This window comes from Massilia mucilaginosa, assembly GCF_011682145.1.
Taxonomy (GTDB): domain Bacteria; phylum Pseudomonadota; class Gammaproteobacteria; order Burkholderiales; family Burkholderiaceae_D; genus Telluria_A; species Telluria_A mucilaginosa.
The window spans coordinates 56,023-73,358 of sequence record NZ_WHJH01000032.1 but is presented as its reverse complement, the minus strand read 5'-3'; the positions used below and the strand labels follow the sequence as shown (position 1 = coordinate 73,358).

The 17,336-nt window shown below is 61.6% G+C and carries 5 protein-coding genes; 1 reads left to right on the top strand and 4 read right to left on the bottom strand.

All coding sequences use genetic code 11. The features are described 5' to 3' along the window. Positions 1–580: CHC2 zinc finger domain-containing protein (locus F2P45_RS22115; RefSeq protein WP_229505225.1), on the bottom strand; the 580-nt coding region annotated here is incomplete at its 3' end. Between the two features lie 97 nt (positions 581–677). On the opposite strand from F2P45_RS22115, the gene F2P45_RS22110 reads away from it, so the two are divergent. Further along, positions 678–1,055, top strand: coding sequence for a helix-turn-helix domain-containing protein (locus F2P45_RS22110; RefSeq protein WP_229505224.1), 378 nt, complete (start codon positions 678–680; stop codon positions 1,053–1,055). 169 nt (positions 1,056–1,224) lie between these two features. On the opposite strand, the gene F2P45_RS22105 is transcribed toward F2P45_RS22110, so the two are convergent. Genes F2P45_RS22105 through F2P45_RS22095 form a run of 3 tightly spaced genes read right to left on the bottom strand, consistent with a single transcriptional unit; the run spans position 1,225 to position 17,279 of the window. Further along, positions 1,225–1,554, bottom strand: coding sequence for a DUF6572 domain-containing protein (locus F2P45_RS22105; protein ID WP_166879995.1), 330 nt, complete (start codon positions 1,552–1,554; stop codon positions 1,225–1,227). A gap of 1 nt (position 1,555) precedes the next feature. Beyond that, positions 1,556–7,663, bottom strand: coding sequence for an RHS repeat domain-containing protein (locus F2P45_RS22100; RefSeq protein ID WP_223164805.1), 6,108 nt, complete (start codon positions 7,661–7,663; stop codon positions 1,556–1,558). After that, on the bottom strand, positions 7,596–17,279 hold the full coding sequence (locus F2P45_RS22095) for a calcium-binding protein (protein ID WP_166879992.1): 9,684 nt from the start codon (positions 17,277–17,279) through the stop codon (positions 7,596–7,598). The genes F2P45_RS22100 and F2P45_RS22095 overlap by 68 nt, the downstream gene beginning before the upstream one ends. Positions 17,280–17,336 lie beyond the last annotated feature (57 nt).

The window sequence follows — 17,336 nt, the reverse complement described above, 5'->3', positions numbered from 1 at the left end:
TTTGCAGGCGGCTGCGGATGTCGGACCCGGCCTGGCGATCGCGCGTCGGCAGGCGCAGGCCCAGGGTGCGGTTCGCGTAGCCCAGCTTGAAGCGCGCGATCAGCTCGGGGTGGTCCAGCCCGCGCGCTTTCAGGTAGGCCAGCGCCTCCGGGGACTGCGCCAGCGTCTCGTGGTAGTAGCCGATCACCTGGTTCAGCAGCGCCTGGTCGTCGGCGTCGAACGACACCGGCGCCGGCAGGCTGCGCGCCGTGCTGCGCTCTTGCGGCGTGCCGGGGGCGGCCTGCACACCGGCGGCTAAGGCAGGATCAGCCTTGAGCAGTTCCACCGCGTGCCGGAACGACACACCCCTGAATTTCATCACCCAGTCGATCGGCCCGCCGCCGATCTGGCAGCCGAAGCAGTGCCACAGGTTTTTTGCCGGCGTGACCACCAGCGACGGCTCGCTGTCCTCGTGGAACGGGCAAACGCCGATGCGGTCCTTGCCGGACTTTTTCAGGGCGATGCCGGCCGACTCGACCAGGCGCTCGACCGCCACTTCGTTCTTTAGCCGCTCGATGTCGGCCTCGGGGATGCGGGGCATAAATCCCTCTTTCGCTAAAAAGCTGTCAAGTATCCTTTTTATTATATTTGAAGACCTCTTATGCTACCATGGGCGCATGACGATTTTTTGCGGGGATATGATCATGGCGATCTCTTTTACCTGGTTGAACATCATGAGTGTCGCCGCTCGCCTTACCGCCGTCCGCAAACAGAAGGGCCTGACCCAGCAGGCGCTGGCCGATGCCCTCGGCTTGCACGTTACGCAGGTCAAGCGCTATGAAGCAGGCGCGTCCCTGCCGTCGCTGGAAGCGATCAAGAAGATCGCCCAGGTCTTGCGCGTGACGACGGATTTTCTGATTTTTGAGGAGAGTGAACTGGCGCCGGACGCCAACCTGGCCTTGCAGTTCCAGGCCATCGCCGGCATGCCGGAGCCGCAACAGGCCGTCATCCGGCAACTGCTGGAAGGGATGATCATCAAGTACGAGGCAGAGCGCTGGTCCTCTCGGATCAAGTAGCTTTCTCGCTGCCATTCGGGCAGCTAAAAAAGCCGCACCCGACACCCCGCTTCAGCGAGCAGGGGTTGGGGGCGGCTTTTTCATTCAAGATATAGATGCTGATGAGGCCGTGTCCACATGTCAGACCTGGCACCGTTAACTGTTGTTCCAACCAGCTAACTAAGTAGCTCTACACTCCAAAATGCTCTTGTTGTGTAATTGAGACCTGTAGTGTTAAGCCCATTGCTACGGCTTTCTGTAGAAACGATACACCATTTGCTGAAAGCGGATATCTGCTAACAATATTTATTCGCACTGCCCTTTTTTCCCCTGTGGGAAAATTTTCAAAAACTTGCCCAGATTCAACAAAATCAAAATATGAGTTCAGTTTAGCCTGCAGGGCGGTTAAATGCGCTATCTCATCGCCCCAGTCCAACGAATCGAGAATAGTCAAAACTATATCTCCGTTATCCTTATCGATACCTGCGGCATCTACAACTTCTGTATTTTCCAAAGACATATTACGGTTTCCTTATAACAATAACTGGTGTTGGCGGTATTATTGCCCCCCCGACATATGGCGCTTTACCGGCACCTACAACGATACCACCATATATACTTAACTCAGGATGCACAATTTTCTGATTTCTAGTTAAAGGTGCAGTTAAAGATGCCTTCATTTCATTCAAAACAATCGCATTGGAGCTTATATCCGTACCCAAAGCGTCAAGTCTAGTTCTTTTCCCAGAAGGGCCTAATGACTTAATTGTAATCTCGCGCTGAATATTTACTTGCGTTAGCGGAAGCAAATTATCCACCACATCAATGGCCCATGCTTCACCAGCCAAATTATTAGCACTAATTGTAGACCCACGAGGGGGTGGCACAACTACCTCATTCAATCCACGCCCAACTTGTTGCGTTGATCCATTGAACCCAACTGAGGCAGGGGTGTAGTTGAGCCTTCTTGAACTATTTCCCCCAATTTGCTCGCCAATAGCAACTGTAGCTCCAGACGTTGGCTCTACCGTGGCGCCCATTTGGTAACGAGGACTAAGAGCGGCCAAGCCCATCCCAATAGCAAACTCGGCATACTCACCTACACCTGTAACATACGGTTGCTTCACACCATCCATGAAAGAAATGTAATCAATCTGACCAGGCATAGTAAAGCTAAGATTCAAATTATTTACAATAAACTCCGTTGTGTTTGCCAAGAAGTTTATAGGAGCTCTAACGGCGGAATCCATCAGCGCGTTATTCCCATAACGTTGGAACGGTGTTAATTCCTGGCCCGGCAATTCGGACCATTGATAGCCTGCGTCTGCGAAACTAGCACTACCGCCGCGTACATCAACCGATCTGCTTTTTTCGCTAAAACCTGGTAGGGTGCCAAGTTTTCCTTCGATCAATTCGGTCGTTCCTGGATTTGACAAAAATCTATTAAGAAACGCGGCCTCATCATTACTTACGGGAACATCAACGCCAGGAATCGGCGCTGAGCTGTCGCGAGAGACTGAGTAACGTGATCGATCACGGCTATTAGGGTTTGGCCCATACGAATAAGAATCGCCTTCATTCCCCCAGTCGGAAAATTCTCCCCCTGCGTCCCCGCTTGAATAGCCAACTGGAATTACATTTTTAGCCAGCGTGGGCTTAACGTTCTGAGCGCTGGGAGTTTCCGCCAATGTGTCGGCTAGGCTACTCCCCAGCGCATTGCCGAACGCATCCAAAGCTATTCTCGCATAGCTTACCCGACCACCGCTCAGTGCTGCGGTTGTCACTCCCCCCGCTAAGCCAGCAAGCGCCCTCTTCGTGAACATGCCAATCTTGTCGCTGCCCATATCCATTGCACCGACTTGCTGACCAATCCCGGCCCCGATACCGGCAGCGGCCACGCTCCTCCACTCAAACTTTTCCTGCAAATTCGTCGCTACCGCGATGCCTTGCACCGACGCGTTTGACAGCGCGCCATTGAAGACAGCGTTGGCAAACGGTTGCTCCACCCCGAATGGCTGGAAGTTCATCCCCGCACCAATGGCGCCTCCGACGGCGGCCATGCCGACGGCACTCCAGTTAAATTCCTGTTGTTCTCCAGCCCAGATTCCTGCCACCTGCCCGGCTGCGGACGCTGTCGCGGCCGAAATTGCCGCAATGGCCATTTTCGCCCAAATATCGGCTCCCACAGGCATCACATACATCATGATCACCGCCACGACGACGGTAACAATCGCCCCTACTGGACCGCATTTGGGCGGCGCACCGGCCGGCGCCGGCATCGTCGGCGTGGTGGTACCGACCGCATCGCTCGCGCTGTACGGCGCAAACGTGTCATACGCATTATGAACGGTGTTGACACGTACCGGCAACTTCAGGACCTGGTTGGCCTTGAGCTGCTCCCCGCCGCTCAAACCGTTGGCGTCGGCAATCAGATACCACAGATTCGCGTCGCCCCAGACTGTCTTGGCAATGGCCGGCAAGCCTTCTCCATCTACCCGCACCGTGTAGATCGTCGGTGCCGCAATATTTGCCCCCGAATTGGCCGGCTCGTACGGATTAGCGTAACCGTTCGTACCGACGTTGCGCCCGGTGGTTCCCATCACTTCACCGTTGACGATCATCGTACGCGTAATGCCGCTCGCGTCCATCTTGCGCAATACCCGTCCGTCAGCGTCGTAAATATAGGTACGGGTCAGCCAGTTATCAGGATCGCTTTTATCGATGATTTTCTTGACGTTGCCGTTCTGATCGAAATAGCTCTCCACTGTCCTGGTGGTGTTATTGACATAACCGGTGACCAGGGCTTCCTTGTACGTATCGAATTTTTCAAAGCGCGACGTGTAATCGGTGTGATTGGCGAACTCCGGTGGAACCACGCTGTAGCCCAACAAGTTACCGGCGCCGTCATACCCGCCCCCTCCTCCTTCCCTCGGCATGTAGTAGAGGTCGTCCTTGGGCTTTCCATCCACCTGCCAAATCTTCATGCGAATGATCTGGCCCGATGAGTTGTAGGCATACGTGCGTGCTTCCGCAGCCAGGCCGAACTGACGCAACATTTTTTCATCGACACCTCTGGCCTGGCCGCTCAGACTGATACGCCCCGCCCCGTCGTAGATCCGCGTATCCGTCACCACGTTATCGCGGGTCACCGTCTGCAGGCGCCCTGCCTTGTCGTACTCAAAAACTTCCTTGGTCACTTTCGGATCGTAACGGTCCGGGCCACTGTAGACGTAGCTATCGCTGCGGCGCCGGCCAGCCTTGTCGTATTCCATGACGTGGCCATTCGGGCCCATCAGCGGGGTGTCGGCATCATCTGGATTCGCCTTACCGTTGGCGATCACCATCCGGTTCATCACATCGAATTTGTTGTGGGCGTCCACCACATGTGTGTTGGTATAACCATCATATGTCGTCGTAACGACCCGTTTGCGATTGCCATTCTTGTCATAGGTGATCGACACGTCGGATTGACCATCGGCCACATGGGTCATGCGTCCTTGCTGGTCGAACTCGATATAGTTGTCCTGCGCCGTGATCGCCAGTGTGTCGACAATCGCCACCGTTTTCTCGCGCACGCGCTGACCGGTCAGGTTATAGGCATAGGTCGTCGTCGTTTGCGTTCCAACGTCGTCGATCCTGGTCAGCAGCCCGCCTTCGTAGGTGTAGCGGATGTCCTGGCTTCCCATGCTCGTCGGTATTTTCTCCAGCGTGGTGAAGCGCTCGGTGGAGGTCTGCTTCACCAGGCGGTTCATGCCATCGTAGTCGTACCTAACCGTCGCCCCGCCCAGGTCCACGTGACTGATCAACTTGCCGAACGCATCGACTTCCCATGTCATCGCGTCGAACTTGGCGTTGTACTCGGCCGTTTTGTGATGGAAAGCGTCGTACGCCATGCGGGTGATGCGTCCTCCGGCCTCCATGGCCGGCTCACCTTTGTCGTCGAGACGATACCCCTGGCGTGTCCAGACAACGTTACCCTCGAGATCATACCCACTCGACGACCATTCGCCGGCGCCATTTACGGTGGCCACCTTGCGGCCAAGTTCGTCATAGTGATTGATATCGGTCAGCTGCCGGTAGGTCGGCATCACCGCCATGCCCCCCCCATCGGCCTGATGCTGCGCTACGCCGACAGGGACTACTTCGCTCGAGGTGGTTGTCAGGCGGCCCATCCGGTCGTAAGCATATGCGGTAGTCACGCCTTCGGTCTGCGCCATCAACACACGGTTGCCGAACAGGTTGAAGGTGTTGTGCACGCCTCCCTGGTCGGCATTGATGACGTCGCCCAGGAATCCGTTGGCATCGTAGACTTTTCGCGTCAAGCCGCGCATCGCGTCACGACTGCCGACGTCGCGGCCGAGCTGGTCGTAGTAGCGGCTTGCCGTGCTCACCACCTGCAGTACGCCGCCCACCTCGCTGATCGTATGCTGGTCGAGCACCTGGTTGTTGGCGTTATATTGATACTGCATGCTCCAGCGGGTATCGCGCGGGTCGGTGACCGACACCACGTTGCCCCAGCGATCTACGCGCTGATAGCTGGTCGGGCGTGCCAGGGTGGCGGCCCTGCCAGAGCTAGATATGCTGACCTGGCCATTGGCGTCGATCGTAAACGTCCCGCTTTCGTACTGCTGTTGCAGCGAGCTGTCGATCGGGTCCGACACGAGCGCACGGAAGCTGTATGTTCCCGGCGCAATGCCTTTGATATCGTACAGGAAGGAGTCTCCCAGCGATGCCGTCTGGGCCAGCAGGGATTCGGCATCCGTCGGCACCGGCGACACCTTCTTGTAGAGCAGCCTGCTGCTCGCCAGCGCCTCCGCCGGCGTTGCGATGCGCAGGAACTGTGGCGGGGCTTCTTTCGTCGGCCCGCCCACCAGCTTCCAGGTACCATCCAGCGACTTGCTGTAAATGGTGACTTCGTTAACCGCGTGCAGGACGGTCCCTTCCCATTTCAGATCAGCGATACCGTCCGCCATCGATGCCGCCGTGACGAACTGCATGTAGTCCAAAGCAGGACGAACCGTGTCCACTTTTTCGCCGACCGCGCCTTCGGCAGTCCTGACGACCTCGTCATACTTCAGGGTGATTCTGTATTCCATCGTCGGCGAACCGGCAGGCAGCGCCACCTGGACTGCCACGTGATTTTCACCTACCGCCGTCGTGCCAAGCGAGCCTTTATCGCCGTCATCCGGCCAATCGACCCACATCGCAACATTTTTCACCTCATTGCCGATATACCTGACGCCTTGCAATACCGTCGCCTTGCCTGCCCCTTCCACTTTTTGCACCGGGGCGACCTGGGCGATCACGCTGCCCATCATGTCATAGCGTGTTTCCGTCCTGACGAAGTCGCTGATGGCGCCTGCTGGATAATGGTTGTCGAGCAAGGTCTGCAGGGCTTGCGCCGACGCAAAATTGGTGAGTTTGGTCACGCCATTGGCCGCCGCGGCGGCACTCTTGATCTGCGCGGTGACCTGTCCGGCGATATTGTGATGAATCACCTTGTCGACGCCATCACCGGCATTCGTGCGCCACACCTGGCCGCTGGCGTCATAGTCGGCATACTCGAACATCTTGCCGTTGTGGCTGCGCGCGACCAGTTCGCCGAAGCCGTTGTAGGCATTCTGCTGATGATTCTGAACCATGGCGTCGTCGGCAATGCCGACCACAGGTTCATGCAAGACGAGCTGGGCTTCGTTGAGTTCGTACTTGAGTACCCTGTTACCCGCACCGTCGATCAGATACACCTTGGCTCTCAGGAGCGCACTGATGCCGCTCGGGTTTTGCCCGGGCTCGTCGAACCAGGTCAGCACATTCTCGGCACTGGCATCGTCAATCGCAAATCCGGTGCGACGGTTCTCCGCAGGATCGATGACGCCATCCTTGGTGACATGCCACTCAGGTTCGTTTGCGTCGCGCTGTATGCCTTGCTTGGTACAGTATTCCAGGTCGACATAAATAGCCACTTTGCCCAGATCGGCAAAGCTCAGCATGACTTTGTTTTCTCCCTCCCAGCTGACCCTGTGCGATGCGGTAGGCGTCATCGAACCCAGCACCTCGGCCTTGTTCTGGTAGGCAGGCGCCGCCACGAAGCTGCCTGGCGTGACGACATCGATCACGCGTCCCAGCTTGTCGTAACGCGTGACCGTGAAGCTGGTCATGACCCGGTTTCGGGTCATTGCGCGCGGTTCGGCGATGGTTGTCACGCCGCGCCACTCTTTGGCAATCCTGCCTGCGAGATCGTAGGACGCGTAGGCGACCTTGCCTTCGGCGTCGCGCATTTCGATGGCCTGGCCGTTGCGGTTGTACTGCGTGATGGTCGTGCGGTCCTTGTCAGGACCGGTCGATGCCGCTGGCGGCAAGCCCGTGTCGCCACTGGCGGCGTTCGCGTATTCCGTGCGCACCACCACATTGCCGTATACGTCGCGCCGGAAACCGACCATGGCAATGGCGCCGGTCGGGCTGCCCTTGCGCGTGACTGCCGTCACCCGGCCCACCGCATCGTAATAGCTGCGAACCTCGCCACCGAGCGCATCCGTGCTCAGGGTCTGGTTGCCGACCGCATCATAAACATACCTGGTCACTACGTTTTCCCGCGCGCGCGCCGTCAGCCAGCAATGGCGAACCGCCATCGACGATCACGCCCAGGCGCGTTTCAGCGGCCTTCTGGCCATTGTCGTCGAACTCATAGGCAACAACCCGGTCGTTCACACTGGTGCCGAGCGCCGCGTACAGATGATCGCCCCAGCCGGCTTTCTCACTGGCAAGTTCAGCATATTCGCGCTTGCCGACCAGGCGGCCGCCATCGTCGTATTGCATTTCGGTCAGGTAGCCGCCAACATCCCCTGCAACACCGGTCACGCCAGCGCGCGACGCGGCCAGCGACGCGGCCGTATTGGCCGTGGTGAAGGTGGCTGTGTTATTTCCGCGCAGGTCATAGTACAGGCGCGTGTCGCTGCCCACGGTACGCTGGGTCGTGCCATCGCCACCGTACACCCGCTGGCGGATCGCTTCACCGAAGCGGTTGTAGGCGGTGAGCGTGACCTTGCTCATCACACCACTGCCCAGCTGTGCCGCCGAGCCTGCGCCAAGCACATCGTAGACGAAGCTGGCCGACTCGACGACCTGGGTGGCATGGCCAACAGCGTCGTACACCGTGACGATCGAACGATCGGCCGCGTGGTCGCGCAAGGCGAGCTGCTTTTCTACCCCTGCAATACTGAAATCGGCATCGGGACGCGTGCCGTTCGGGTACAGGCCGGCGTTGACCTTGTCTTCAAAACGTGCAAGGTCGGGTTGGGTACGAATGCCGTCGATGAAGCTGGCGACAACATCGCCACGGGTAACCCCTTGGCCTTCCATCATTTTCAGATAGAACTTCAGGCCTTCATCATCGGGCTGACGGCCGAGCGTTACCACGAACAATGTCACGATGAAGTCGCGGTTCGTAGCGCTCGGGGAAAACAGTCCCTGTACCTCGGGCCGGTTCAGCATGGCCTGGGCCAGCGTTGCCTTGCTACCTGTCCCGAGTGCTGCCGTCCACTCGACCAGCTCAGCCGGCTGCGCAGCGCGGCCAAGCAGCGCCGCTGACAGTTGCGCCAGCGTATGTTCGCGGGCCGATGCCGGCTCGGCGAACCGGGTCAGCTTGGTCACGTTGCCGAAAGCGTCGAACTCGCGCCCGGTAATGTAGCCGAGTGCATCGATGTCGTAGCGCACGCGTCCCAGCTTGTCGTACACCTTGCGCGTCACGTTGCCCAGCACATCGACGTTCTTGACCGCATTGCCCATGGCGTCGTAGCTGACTGTAATGGTCGGCGCCGTCCCGGGCGTGGTTTCGACCCGATTCAGGTTCGACACCGATGGCCGCGCATCGCTTGCCGCATCGTAGACCGCCACGATCGGCAGATGGGTTTTCACCTGGCGTCCGGCCAGGTCGTACTCGTAAGAGGTGGTACGGGCGTAAGCAGGCACATTGGCCGCTTCGGTGCGTGCGGCGACCTGGCCAAACGCATCGTAGGCGATACGGGTTTCCAGGCGCACGCTGGAAGCGACCTGATTATTGTCGACCACATTGACCGCCGGCGTGCGTTCCACAGTCAACTGGCCGACCGCGTTGTATTCGTAGTCGGTCACACGACCGAGCTTGTTCTTGTGCTCGGTTTTCCGGCCCAATGCATCGTAGCCGAAATACTCGGTTTGCTTGAGGCCGTCGGTGCGCGAGACGACATTGCCCTTTGCATTGTAAGTTGCGCTGTTGATCCGGGCGTCGCCTTCCTGTGCCGCCATCTGCGCGGCCAACTCACGTTCGACGCTGCTGGTCGGCAGTGCCAGCGGCGTCTTGTATGCCAGGGTCGCCTTGACTCTTCCCATGGCATCGTAGCGCGACTCGGTGACGTAACCGCCGGCGTCGATCGCAAAGCGCAGGCGCCCTGCGGCGTCGTACACGAACTGCGCGCTGCGGTCCAGCACCGGGGCCGGCGGCGCCGTATTGGCCGGATCGACCTTCGGCGTCACCAGCTTGCGCACCTGTTCCACCGTCGCGCCGGGCGCCAGGGTGGCACCCAGCGGCGTGGCGTAGCTGACCGTGGCGATCACGTTGCCGAGCGTGTCGTAGCGGTTTTCCGTGACCCCGCCCATCACATCGACGTTGAATACCGGGCGATTGTTCAGGTCGTACACCGTGCTGCTGGTATGCACCACGCGCAACTGGTTGACGATGGCCGTGGTCTGCTTCCGGACCACATTGCCTTTGGTATCGTAGAGCAGCTCGCTCACCGTGCCGTCGGCATTGGTGGTGCTCACCAGCCGGTGCAGCGCGTCGTAGCCGAAGGTGCTGTTGCGGTCGGCCGCAGCGTCGGGCTGCGCGCTATCGAGCCAGCTGGCGATTGCCGTCCCGGGCACGCTCTCGGTGCGCAGGAAGGTGGCCAGGTCGGTGCGTTTCTCGAGCCGTCCGATCTTGTCGTAGGTGTTGCGGCTGACCGACCACTGGACCACGCCGTCGGCTGCCGGTCCCTGCGCGGTCGCGGTGGCGAGTACCCGGTTGGCCTCGTCGTACACGTAGCGCACGACGGCGTCGGCGCGGGTCTGGCTGGCCGGCTGCACGGCGTCGAGCAAGGCTTGCGCGGACGGATTGCTGGCCTTGAGCTGGGTCGCCAGGGTGCGCGAGACCATCACATTGCCGTTGACGTCGTATTCGCGACTGCTGAGCGACCATGCCGGCACGCCGCCGCTGCGCTGCTGGGCGCTGGCGGTCACGGCCAGGCGACCGGCCGCATCGTAGGCGAAGCGGCTTTCCATGTCGGTATCGCTGGCCGCCACGTTCTCGACGCTGGCGCCGCTGGCAATCGGGGTGGCGTAGGACATGCTGGCAATCAGCCGTCCCGCGCTGTCGTACGTGCGGGTGCTGAGCGACCATTGCTGATCGGCGCCGCTCCCCTTGAACGCGGTCAGGGTCGCGCTGAGCAGGCCGCGCCCGTCGTAGACGAAGCGCTGCTGCTGGTCGGCGCCGGCCGGGTCGGCAAAGCGGCCGCTGGCAATGCCGTCGCGGATCTGCGCCGCGCTCAGGCCGGCATCGACCGGATTGGCATAGTTGATGCGCGCGCTGACATTGCCGTTCGCATCGTAGCTGATGGCGCTCAGGCCGCCTACACCATTGATCTGCGCCGCTACCCGGCCGTTTTTGTCGTACACGGTGCGCACCACGCTGTCGCGTCCGGCATCGATGGCGCTCTCGCCAGACTTGGCCAGAGCGCGCTGTTCGCTCACCGCGCCGAATCCGTCGTAGGCGGTGACGGTATGATTGCCGAGCGCATCGGTCTGATGGATCACCTGGCCGCGCCCGTCGTAGTCGAAGCGCTGCACGCTGTCGGCGGCGCTGCGCAAGCCCTCGACCAGTCTGGCGAAGGCGGCGATATTCTGCCCGCCGGAGAGAGACGCCAGCTTGAAAGGATCGATCGCCAGCGCCAGCTGGAACGATTCCTGCACCTGGTTGAAGCCATTGAAACGTTGAGCGCGCACTTCGCCCGCGGCGTTGACGGTGTGGCTCAGACGGCCATCGGCATCGTAGTAGAACAAGGTGCGTCCGCCCAGCGCATCGGTGCTGCTGATGCGGTTGCCGGCGGCGTCGTAGGCATGGGTGGTGGCGTTCGCGCGCCAGAAGGCATCGAGTTCGGCCGCAGTCTCCTTGCCCGACAGTTTGGCCACCTGATCGGTTGCCAGTTCGGCCACCAGGCGGCCTGCGCCGTCATACCGGCTTTGCGCGGTGTGACCGGCGGCGTTGCCGATCGCGCTGGTGGTCGAGATCACATTGCCCAGGCGGTCGTATTGGTAGCGCATCACCGTGCCGCCCGGACCGTTGGCCACCTCGACCTGGTTTTTCGGGGTGTAGGTGTAGGTCCAGAGGCGGTCGTCGCCGCTCGGGGCCGGACGCAGGCTGTCCAGGGTCGCGCCCGGCCCCGGCTTGACGGCCGTGGCGTAGCGCACGGTCGCGGCGACATTGCCGTTGCCGTCGTAGCGCGTCTCGGTCAGGTAGCCTTCGCCGTCGATGGCCGCGACCTGCAAGCCACGCGCGTTGTACAGGTAGACGCTGCCGGCCGCCAGGCGCTGCCCGGCCGGACGCAAGTCGGCCAGGCTGCCGGCGGCGCGCGCGGCGGCCGGACTCGGATCCTTGTAGACCAGGGTCTCGCGCAATTGCCCGCCGGCGCTGTAGCGCATCTCGCTCAGATAACCTTCGGCGTCGAGCTGGCCGGTCTTGTTGCCGTCGGCATCGTAGAACAGGCGCGTGGCGCGGTCGTCCGGGGAGGCGATCTGGGCCACGCTGGTACCGCCCAGCTGGCTCAGGTCGACCGGCGTGCTGCGCGCCACCACGGCGATCAGGCGCGAGGCGCCGTCGTAGGCGTTGTGCGTCACGTAGCCGAAGGCGTCGACCGTGTCGACCAGGCGGGCGCGGTTGTCGTAGAACAGCCAGCTGCTGCGGTCCTTGGCGGGGTCGGCCACCGGAGGGGTGGCGTCGCCGGTCGCTGGCGCGCGTTGCAGCGTCAGCTGGCGCACCTGGCCGTTGCTGTCGACCAGGGTCGCCGGGTCGATACGGTTGGCGTAGCGCTTGATGCGCGCCACCTGGTCGCCGGCAGTGTAGAAGTATTCGGAAACGCTGCCGTCGGCGTCGATCTCGGCCAGCTTGCGCCCGGCGGCGTCGTACTGGATAAAGTTGCGCTGGCCGGTCGGGCTCTGCACCATGCGCAGGCGTCCGTTGCCATCGTAGGTGTAGCTGGTGAGGCCGGCAACGCCAGGCCCCGTCGTTTCCGACTGCACCAGCTGGCCGCCGCGGTCGTAGATCGCGGTCGTCGTGCTCAGGTAATTGGTGCTGACTGTGCGGTGGCCGCCGTCGTCGTAGGTGGTCAGGGTTTGCTTGCCGGTCTTGCTGTCGCTGGTGTGCAGCAGGTGGCCCAGGCCGTCGTAGCTGCGGCTGAGCGCACGCCCGTTGGCGTCGATCGTCTGCAGCAGCAAGCCGGTCTGGTCGTAGGTGTAGCGTTCCACCGCGCCCGGGCCGATGCCGGTACCGAAGACATCAAGCGTATTGTAAGCGATCGTCATCGCCAGCAAGCCACGCGCATCGTAGCGGTAGTCGGTCAGGACCGCACCCGACTTGAGCGCGCCGCCGGCCCACGCTTCCATCGTTGCCAGGGCCGGAATACTGGCGGGCTCCAGTCCCGCCAGGTCGTACAAGCTGCCGCTGAACACCAGGCGCGATGCCGGCTCGTCCTTGGCCTTGTTGTCGGCTGCCGCGTTGTAACGGTATTCGGTCACCCGGCCTTCCGGGCTGAGCTGGAAGCGCAGCCGTCCCTTGGCATCGTAGACCATGCGCGTGGTGAGCGCGCCGTCCGCGCCCTGGTTGCCGCTGGCGAAAGTGGTTTCGCGCAGCAGCTGGCCGGGCACCGTGCCGAAGGTGCGCTCCGTGATCACCACGCCATCGACAATGCGCATGGTCTGGTTGCCGTTGGCGTCGTAGCGGAATTCGGTGGCGACGCCGCGCGCGTCCACCGTCCTGCTGACATTGCCTTTGGCGTCGTAGAACAGGCGCGTCGTCTGGTTGGTGGCCAGGTCGGTCACGCTCTCGACCTGGGCCAGGTTGTTGTAGGTATACCTCACCTTGTGGCCGAACGGATCTTCCGTGGTGTTGCCGCTGGCGTCGCGCGCAAAGCGCATGGTCCGGTTCAAGCCGTCCGTGGTCGAGGCCACGGCGTAGCGTCCGCTGGCCGGGTCGCGCTGGTAGGTCAGGCTCAGCTTGCTGCCATCCTTCTGCGCGATACTGGTAATGCGGTTGCTGTTGAGCTCGTATTGGTAGACGGTCCAGTAGGTATCGCCGTCGTCAATTTTGTTATCGTCCGGGCTGTGGTCGGTGGTGACCCGGGTCAGGCGATGCAGTTCGTCATATGCGTAGCGCACCCGGGTGCTGGTGCGGCTGCCGCCGTCGAGCGTAAAGCTGCTGCTCACGTACTCCAGGTCGCCGGCCGTGTTGTAGACGAAAGACATCTTCTCGCCGTTGGCGCTGCGGATGGCTTCGAGCTGCTTGGCGCCGTTGTAGTCGTAGCTGGTCAGATTGCCCTGCAGGTCGCTTGCAGTGAGCAGCCGGCCATCGGCGCCCGCGTAGGTTTCCACGACGCCGCTGGCGCCGTCGGTCCAGGTCCAGGTCTGCGCCGTGGCATCGTAGGCCAGCGTGTCGTAGCCGCCCTGGCCGTCCACGCTGCGGTACAGCGATCCGGCGACCAGTTCGTAGACGCTCTCGGAGCCGTCGCCGTTCAGGCGCACCGGCACCGCGCCCGGCTTGGCCGTGCGCACGCTGCGGCCCACGCCGAACTCCCAGGGATTGGCCCTGGTGCTGTAGGAATTGTAGGTGCGTACCAGGCCGATATCGAGGCCACTCGTTTTCAGGCTGTCGTCGATGTCCCGGACCACCACATTGCCGTTGATGGTGTTCAGGCTGATCCGTTCGCCGCTGCCGCCGACCGTAATCTGGCCCAGGTTGGCCGCGTCGGTGTTTTCCAGTCCCACCTGGCCCTGCTGGCGCATGGCGAGCTGGGTAATCTGGTCCGTCATCAGCAATGGGCCGCCCGAGGCGAACGCGAAGGCTTCGATCCTGCAGTCCGGATTGCTGAACCAGTTTTCGATCGTGATCTGGTCCGCACTCCTGTTGCCATTCGCGTCGCGCAGGGTCACGCGCAGGTGCTCGCCGACCTTTTCGACAATCAGGTCGGCGGCGCGGATGTTGCCGCCGAAGCTGATCCGGTCCTCCCGGCCATCGCCCGTGATGCCATAGTCGAGAATCGTGTCCTGGCCGTCGCCGCGCCCGTACACATAGGTGTCCTTGCTGCCGCGGGTGACGATGCGGTCGTTGCCGGCGCCGCCATTGAGCGCGCTGCCCCATGCCAGCGGGCCGACCTCGATCGTGTCGTTGCCGGCGCCGCCCAGTATCTGGGTGCCGCCGGCGCCGAGGTAGCGCAAGGTGTCGTCGCCGGCGCCGCCGTAGAAGTTGACAATCGGCGTTTCATTGGTCAGCACAGGATGCGGCAAGGTCGTCACGAATTGCGCCTTGCTGACCATGCTGCCATCGTTGAACAGGAATTTCTCGATCTGGCAGCGCGAGCTGGTGCTGCTCCCTTCCTTGGGGAACCAGCCGGCGATGGTGATCTGGTCGCTTGCTTTGCCAGGATTGGCAATCCTGATGACCATATCGTCACCGGAGCGGTCCCACGAGATATCCGCCATCGTAATGCCCGAGCCGAAAACAATCTGGTCGGTCGTCGCGTTATTCAGGTCATTGTCGTAGATTACATCGATGCCATCGCCGCGGTTGAAACGGTAGGTATCACTGCTGGCGCCGCCGGTAATGGTGTCGTTGCCGGTGCCGCCGGTAAAGGTATTGACCGCGTTGTATTCTACGGCAGAGCCCGACTGACGCTGGATGACATCGTTTCCGGCCCCGCCATTGATGACGTTGTCGGCGCTGCCCGTGTAGTTCACGACATCGTCGCCCGCGCCGGCAGCGGTCACGGCGCCCGTGGACGGCAGGGTGATCAGGTCGGCGCCGGCGCTGCCGCCGATGACGTTGCCCATGCGCGTGATCTGGGCGGCCGTGGTGGCCGTGCCGTCCATGAATTCGAAGCGTTCGATCTGGTTTTTGCCGTCGACAAGCGAGGCGAACCAGCTTTCGATGACGATCTGGTCGTTGGCGCCCGGATTGGCCGGATCGGCGACCAGGACCACCAGGTCGTTGCCGGAGCGGCTCAGTTTCAGGTGGCTGAGCGTGATGCCGGCGCCGAACACGATGCGATCGGCCGAGCCGCTGGCGATGTCGGCGTCGAGAATGCGGTCCTGGCCGTCCCCGCGGCTGAACAGGTAGGTGTCGGCGCTCTTGCCGCCGATGATGCGGTCATTTCCCCTGCCGCCGGCGAGGGTGTTGGCAGCCGCCGCGTAGGCCTCGGCGGCCTGGCTCAGGTCGATTCCGGCGCCACCTTCGACCAGATAGTTTTGCGGCCCCTTGATCGTGATGAAGTCGTTGCCCGCCAGGGCAATGACATGGTTGTCGAAGCCGGCCGGCAGCAGCGCAGGGTCGTCGTTGACCGTGCCGTAGGTGATGCGGCTGAGCTGCTCGAGGTCGTTCTTGTCCCAGATAATGCCGTCGCTGAAGCGGACCTCTTCGATCTTGTTGGCGGCCGACGTTGCGTAGTGACTCAGGATGGTCAGCTCGTCGCCGCTGCCGTAGCTCAGCACCAGGTTGTCGTCCACGCGCTTGATCGAGGTCACGTCGGTCGACGCCACGTCGGCGAAGCTGACGACGTCGGCCATGCCGGCCTCGCCGCCATCGATGATGCTGTCGGCGCCGTCGCCTTTCGAGAAGACATAGTTGTCGGCGCCGGCGCCGCCGCGCAGGGTATCGTTGCCGGTGCCGCCGACCAGCGTGTCGTTGCCAAGATCGCCGTGAAGGACGTCATCGTTTTCCATGCCGTACAGTTCGTCGTTGCCGCCCGAGCCGGACAGGCTGTCGTTGCCGCTGCCGCCAAACACCGTATCGCTCAGCGCGCCACCGGTGACGCTGTCGTTGCCGGCGCCGGCCAGGATGGTGTTCGCTTCGTAGCCCACGCCGGTGATCGTATCCTTGCCGTCGCTACCGCGCGTGACGGCACGCTTGTTGATCTCGTCCTTGTTCCAGGTGACGCCATCGCTGAACTTGATCTGGTCGAGCTGGTGCCGCCTCGCATGGTCTTCCTGAGAATGGAAATGATTGAGCACGGTGATGTCGTCGCTGACGCCATACCGGATGACCAGATCGTTACCAACCCGCTCGATGGAGCGCAACTCGGCCGCCGCCACGTCCTTGAACGTAATTGACTCGTTCTCGTTTTCCGACCAGTGCTCTGCCGTGATGCGGTCGCTCCCGTCGCCCTTGGACAACAAGTAGGTGTCGCTGTTGGCCCCGCCTTCGAGCGTGTCGTTTCCGATTCCGCCGATGAGCGTGTCGTTGCCCGCCGCGCCACTCACTACGTCGTTGCCGGCGGCGCCGCTGAGCTCGTCGCTCAGGGCCCCGCCCGTGATGCTATCGTTACCGTCTCCGGTATGAATCCGGTTGGTCGCATAGTCGTAGCCCGTGATCGTATCGTTGCCGTCAGTACCGGGTGTGACGGCCAGGTTATCGATGATGGACCTGTCCCACGTGACGCCATCGCTGAACCTGATCCGGTCGATCTTGTGCCTGTCAGCGCGCGAGGCTTGGGAATGAAAGTGATTGAGCACAATGGCCTGGTCGTTCGCGCCATACTTCAGCACCAGATCGTGGCCGACCCTGAACGCGTGCACCTCGGACGACGTTGCGTCCGCGAACTCGATCGTCTCGATCTCGCTGATGGATCCCTCGCTATTTGGATGGTCGGCCAGGATGCGGTCGACGCCATCGCCCTTGGAAAGGACGTAGGTATCGCTGCCGAAACCACCGGCGAGGTAATCGTTGCCGATGCCGCCGACAAGGGTGTCGTTGCCTTCGTCACCACTGGCGCTATCATCGCCCGCGCCGCCGAGAATGCGATCGTCGCCGCGGCTGCCCGACAACGAATCGTCGCCAAGCCCGCCATCGAGCGTGTCGTTCAAGATACTGCCGCCGACGGTGTCGTTACCGTCGCCGCTCTCGACGCGATTGCTGGCCTCGTTGTAGCCGCCGATCAGGTCGGCTTTGTCGGTGCCCTTCGTGGCTGTCATGGCCCCGATCTTTGCGATATCCCAGACGACATCGTCGCTGAACAGGATACGGTCGAT

Coding starts and splice junctions, on each gene's coding strand:
- F2P45_RS22110 (WP_229505224.1), top strand. CDS start 678: ATGATCATGGCGATCTCTTTTACCTGGTTGAACATCATGAGTGTCGCC.
- F2P45_RS22095 (WP_166879992.1), bottom strand. CDS start 17,279: ATGACAGCCACGAAGGGCACCGACAAAGCCGACCTGATCGGCGGCTAC.
- F2P45_RS22105 (WP_166879995.1), bottom strand. CDS start 1,554: ATGTCTTTGGAAAATACAGAAGTTGTAGATGCCGCAGGTATCGATAAG.
- F2P45_RS22100 (WP_223164805.1), bottom strand. CDS start 7,663: ATGGCGGTTCGCCATTGCTGGCTGACGGCGCGCGCGCGGGAAAACGTA.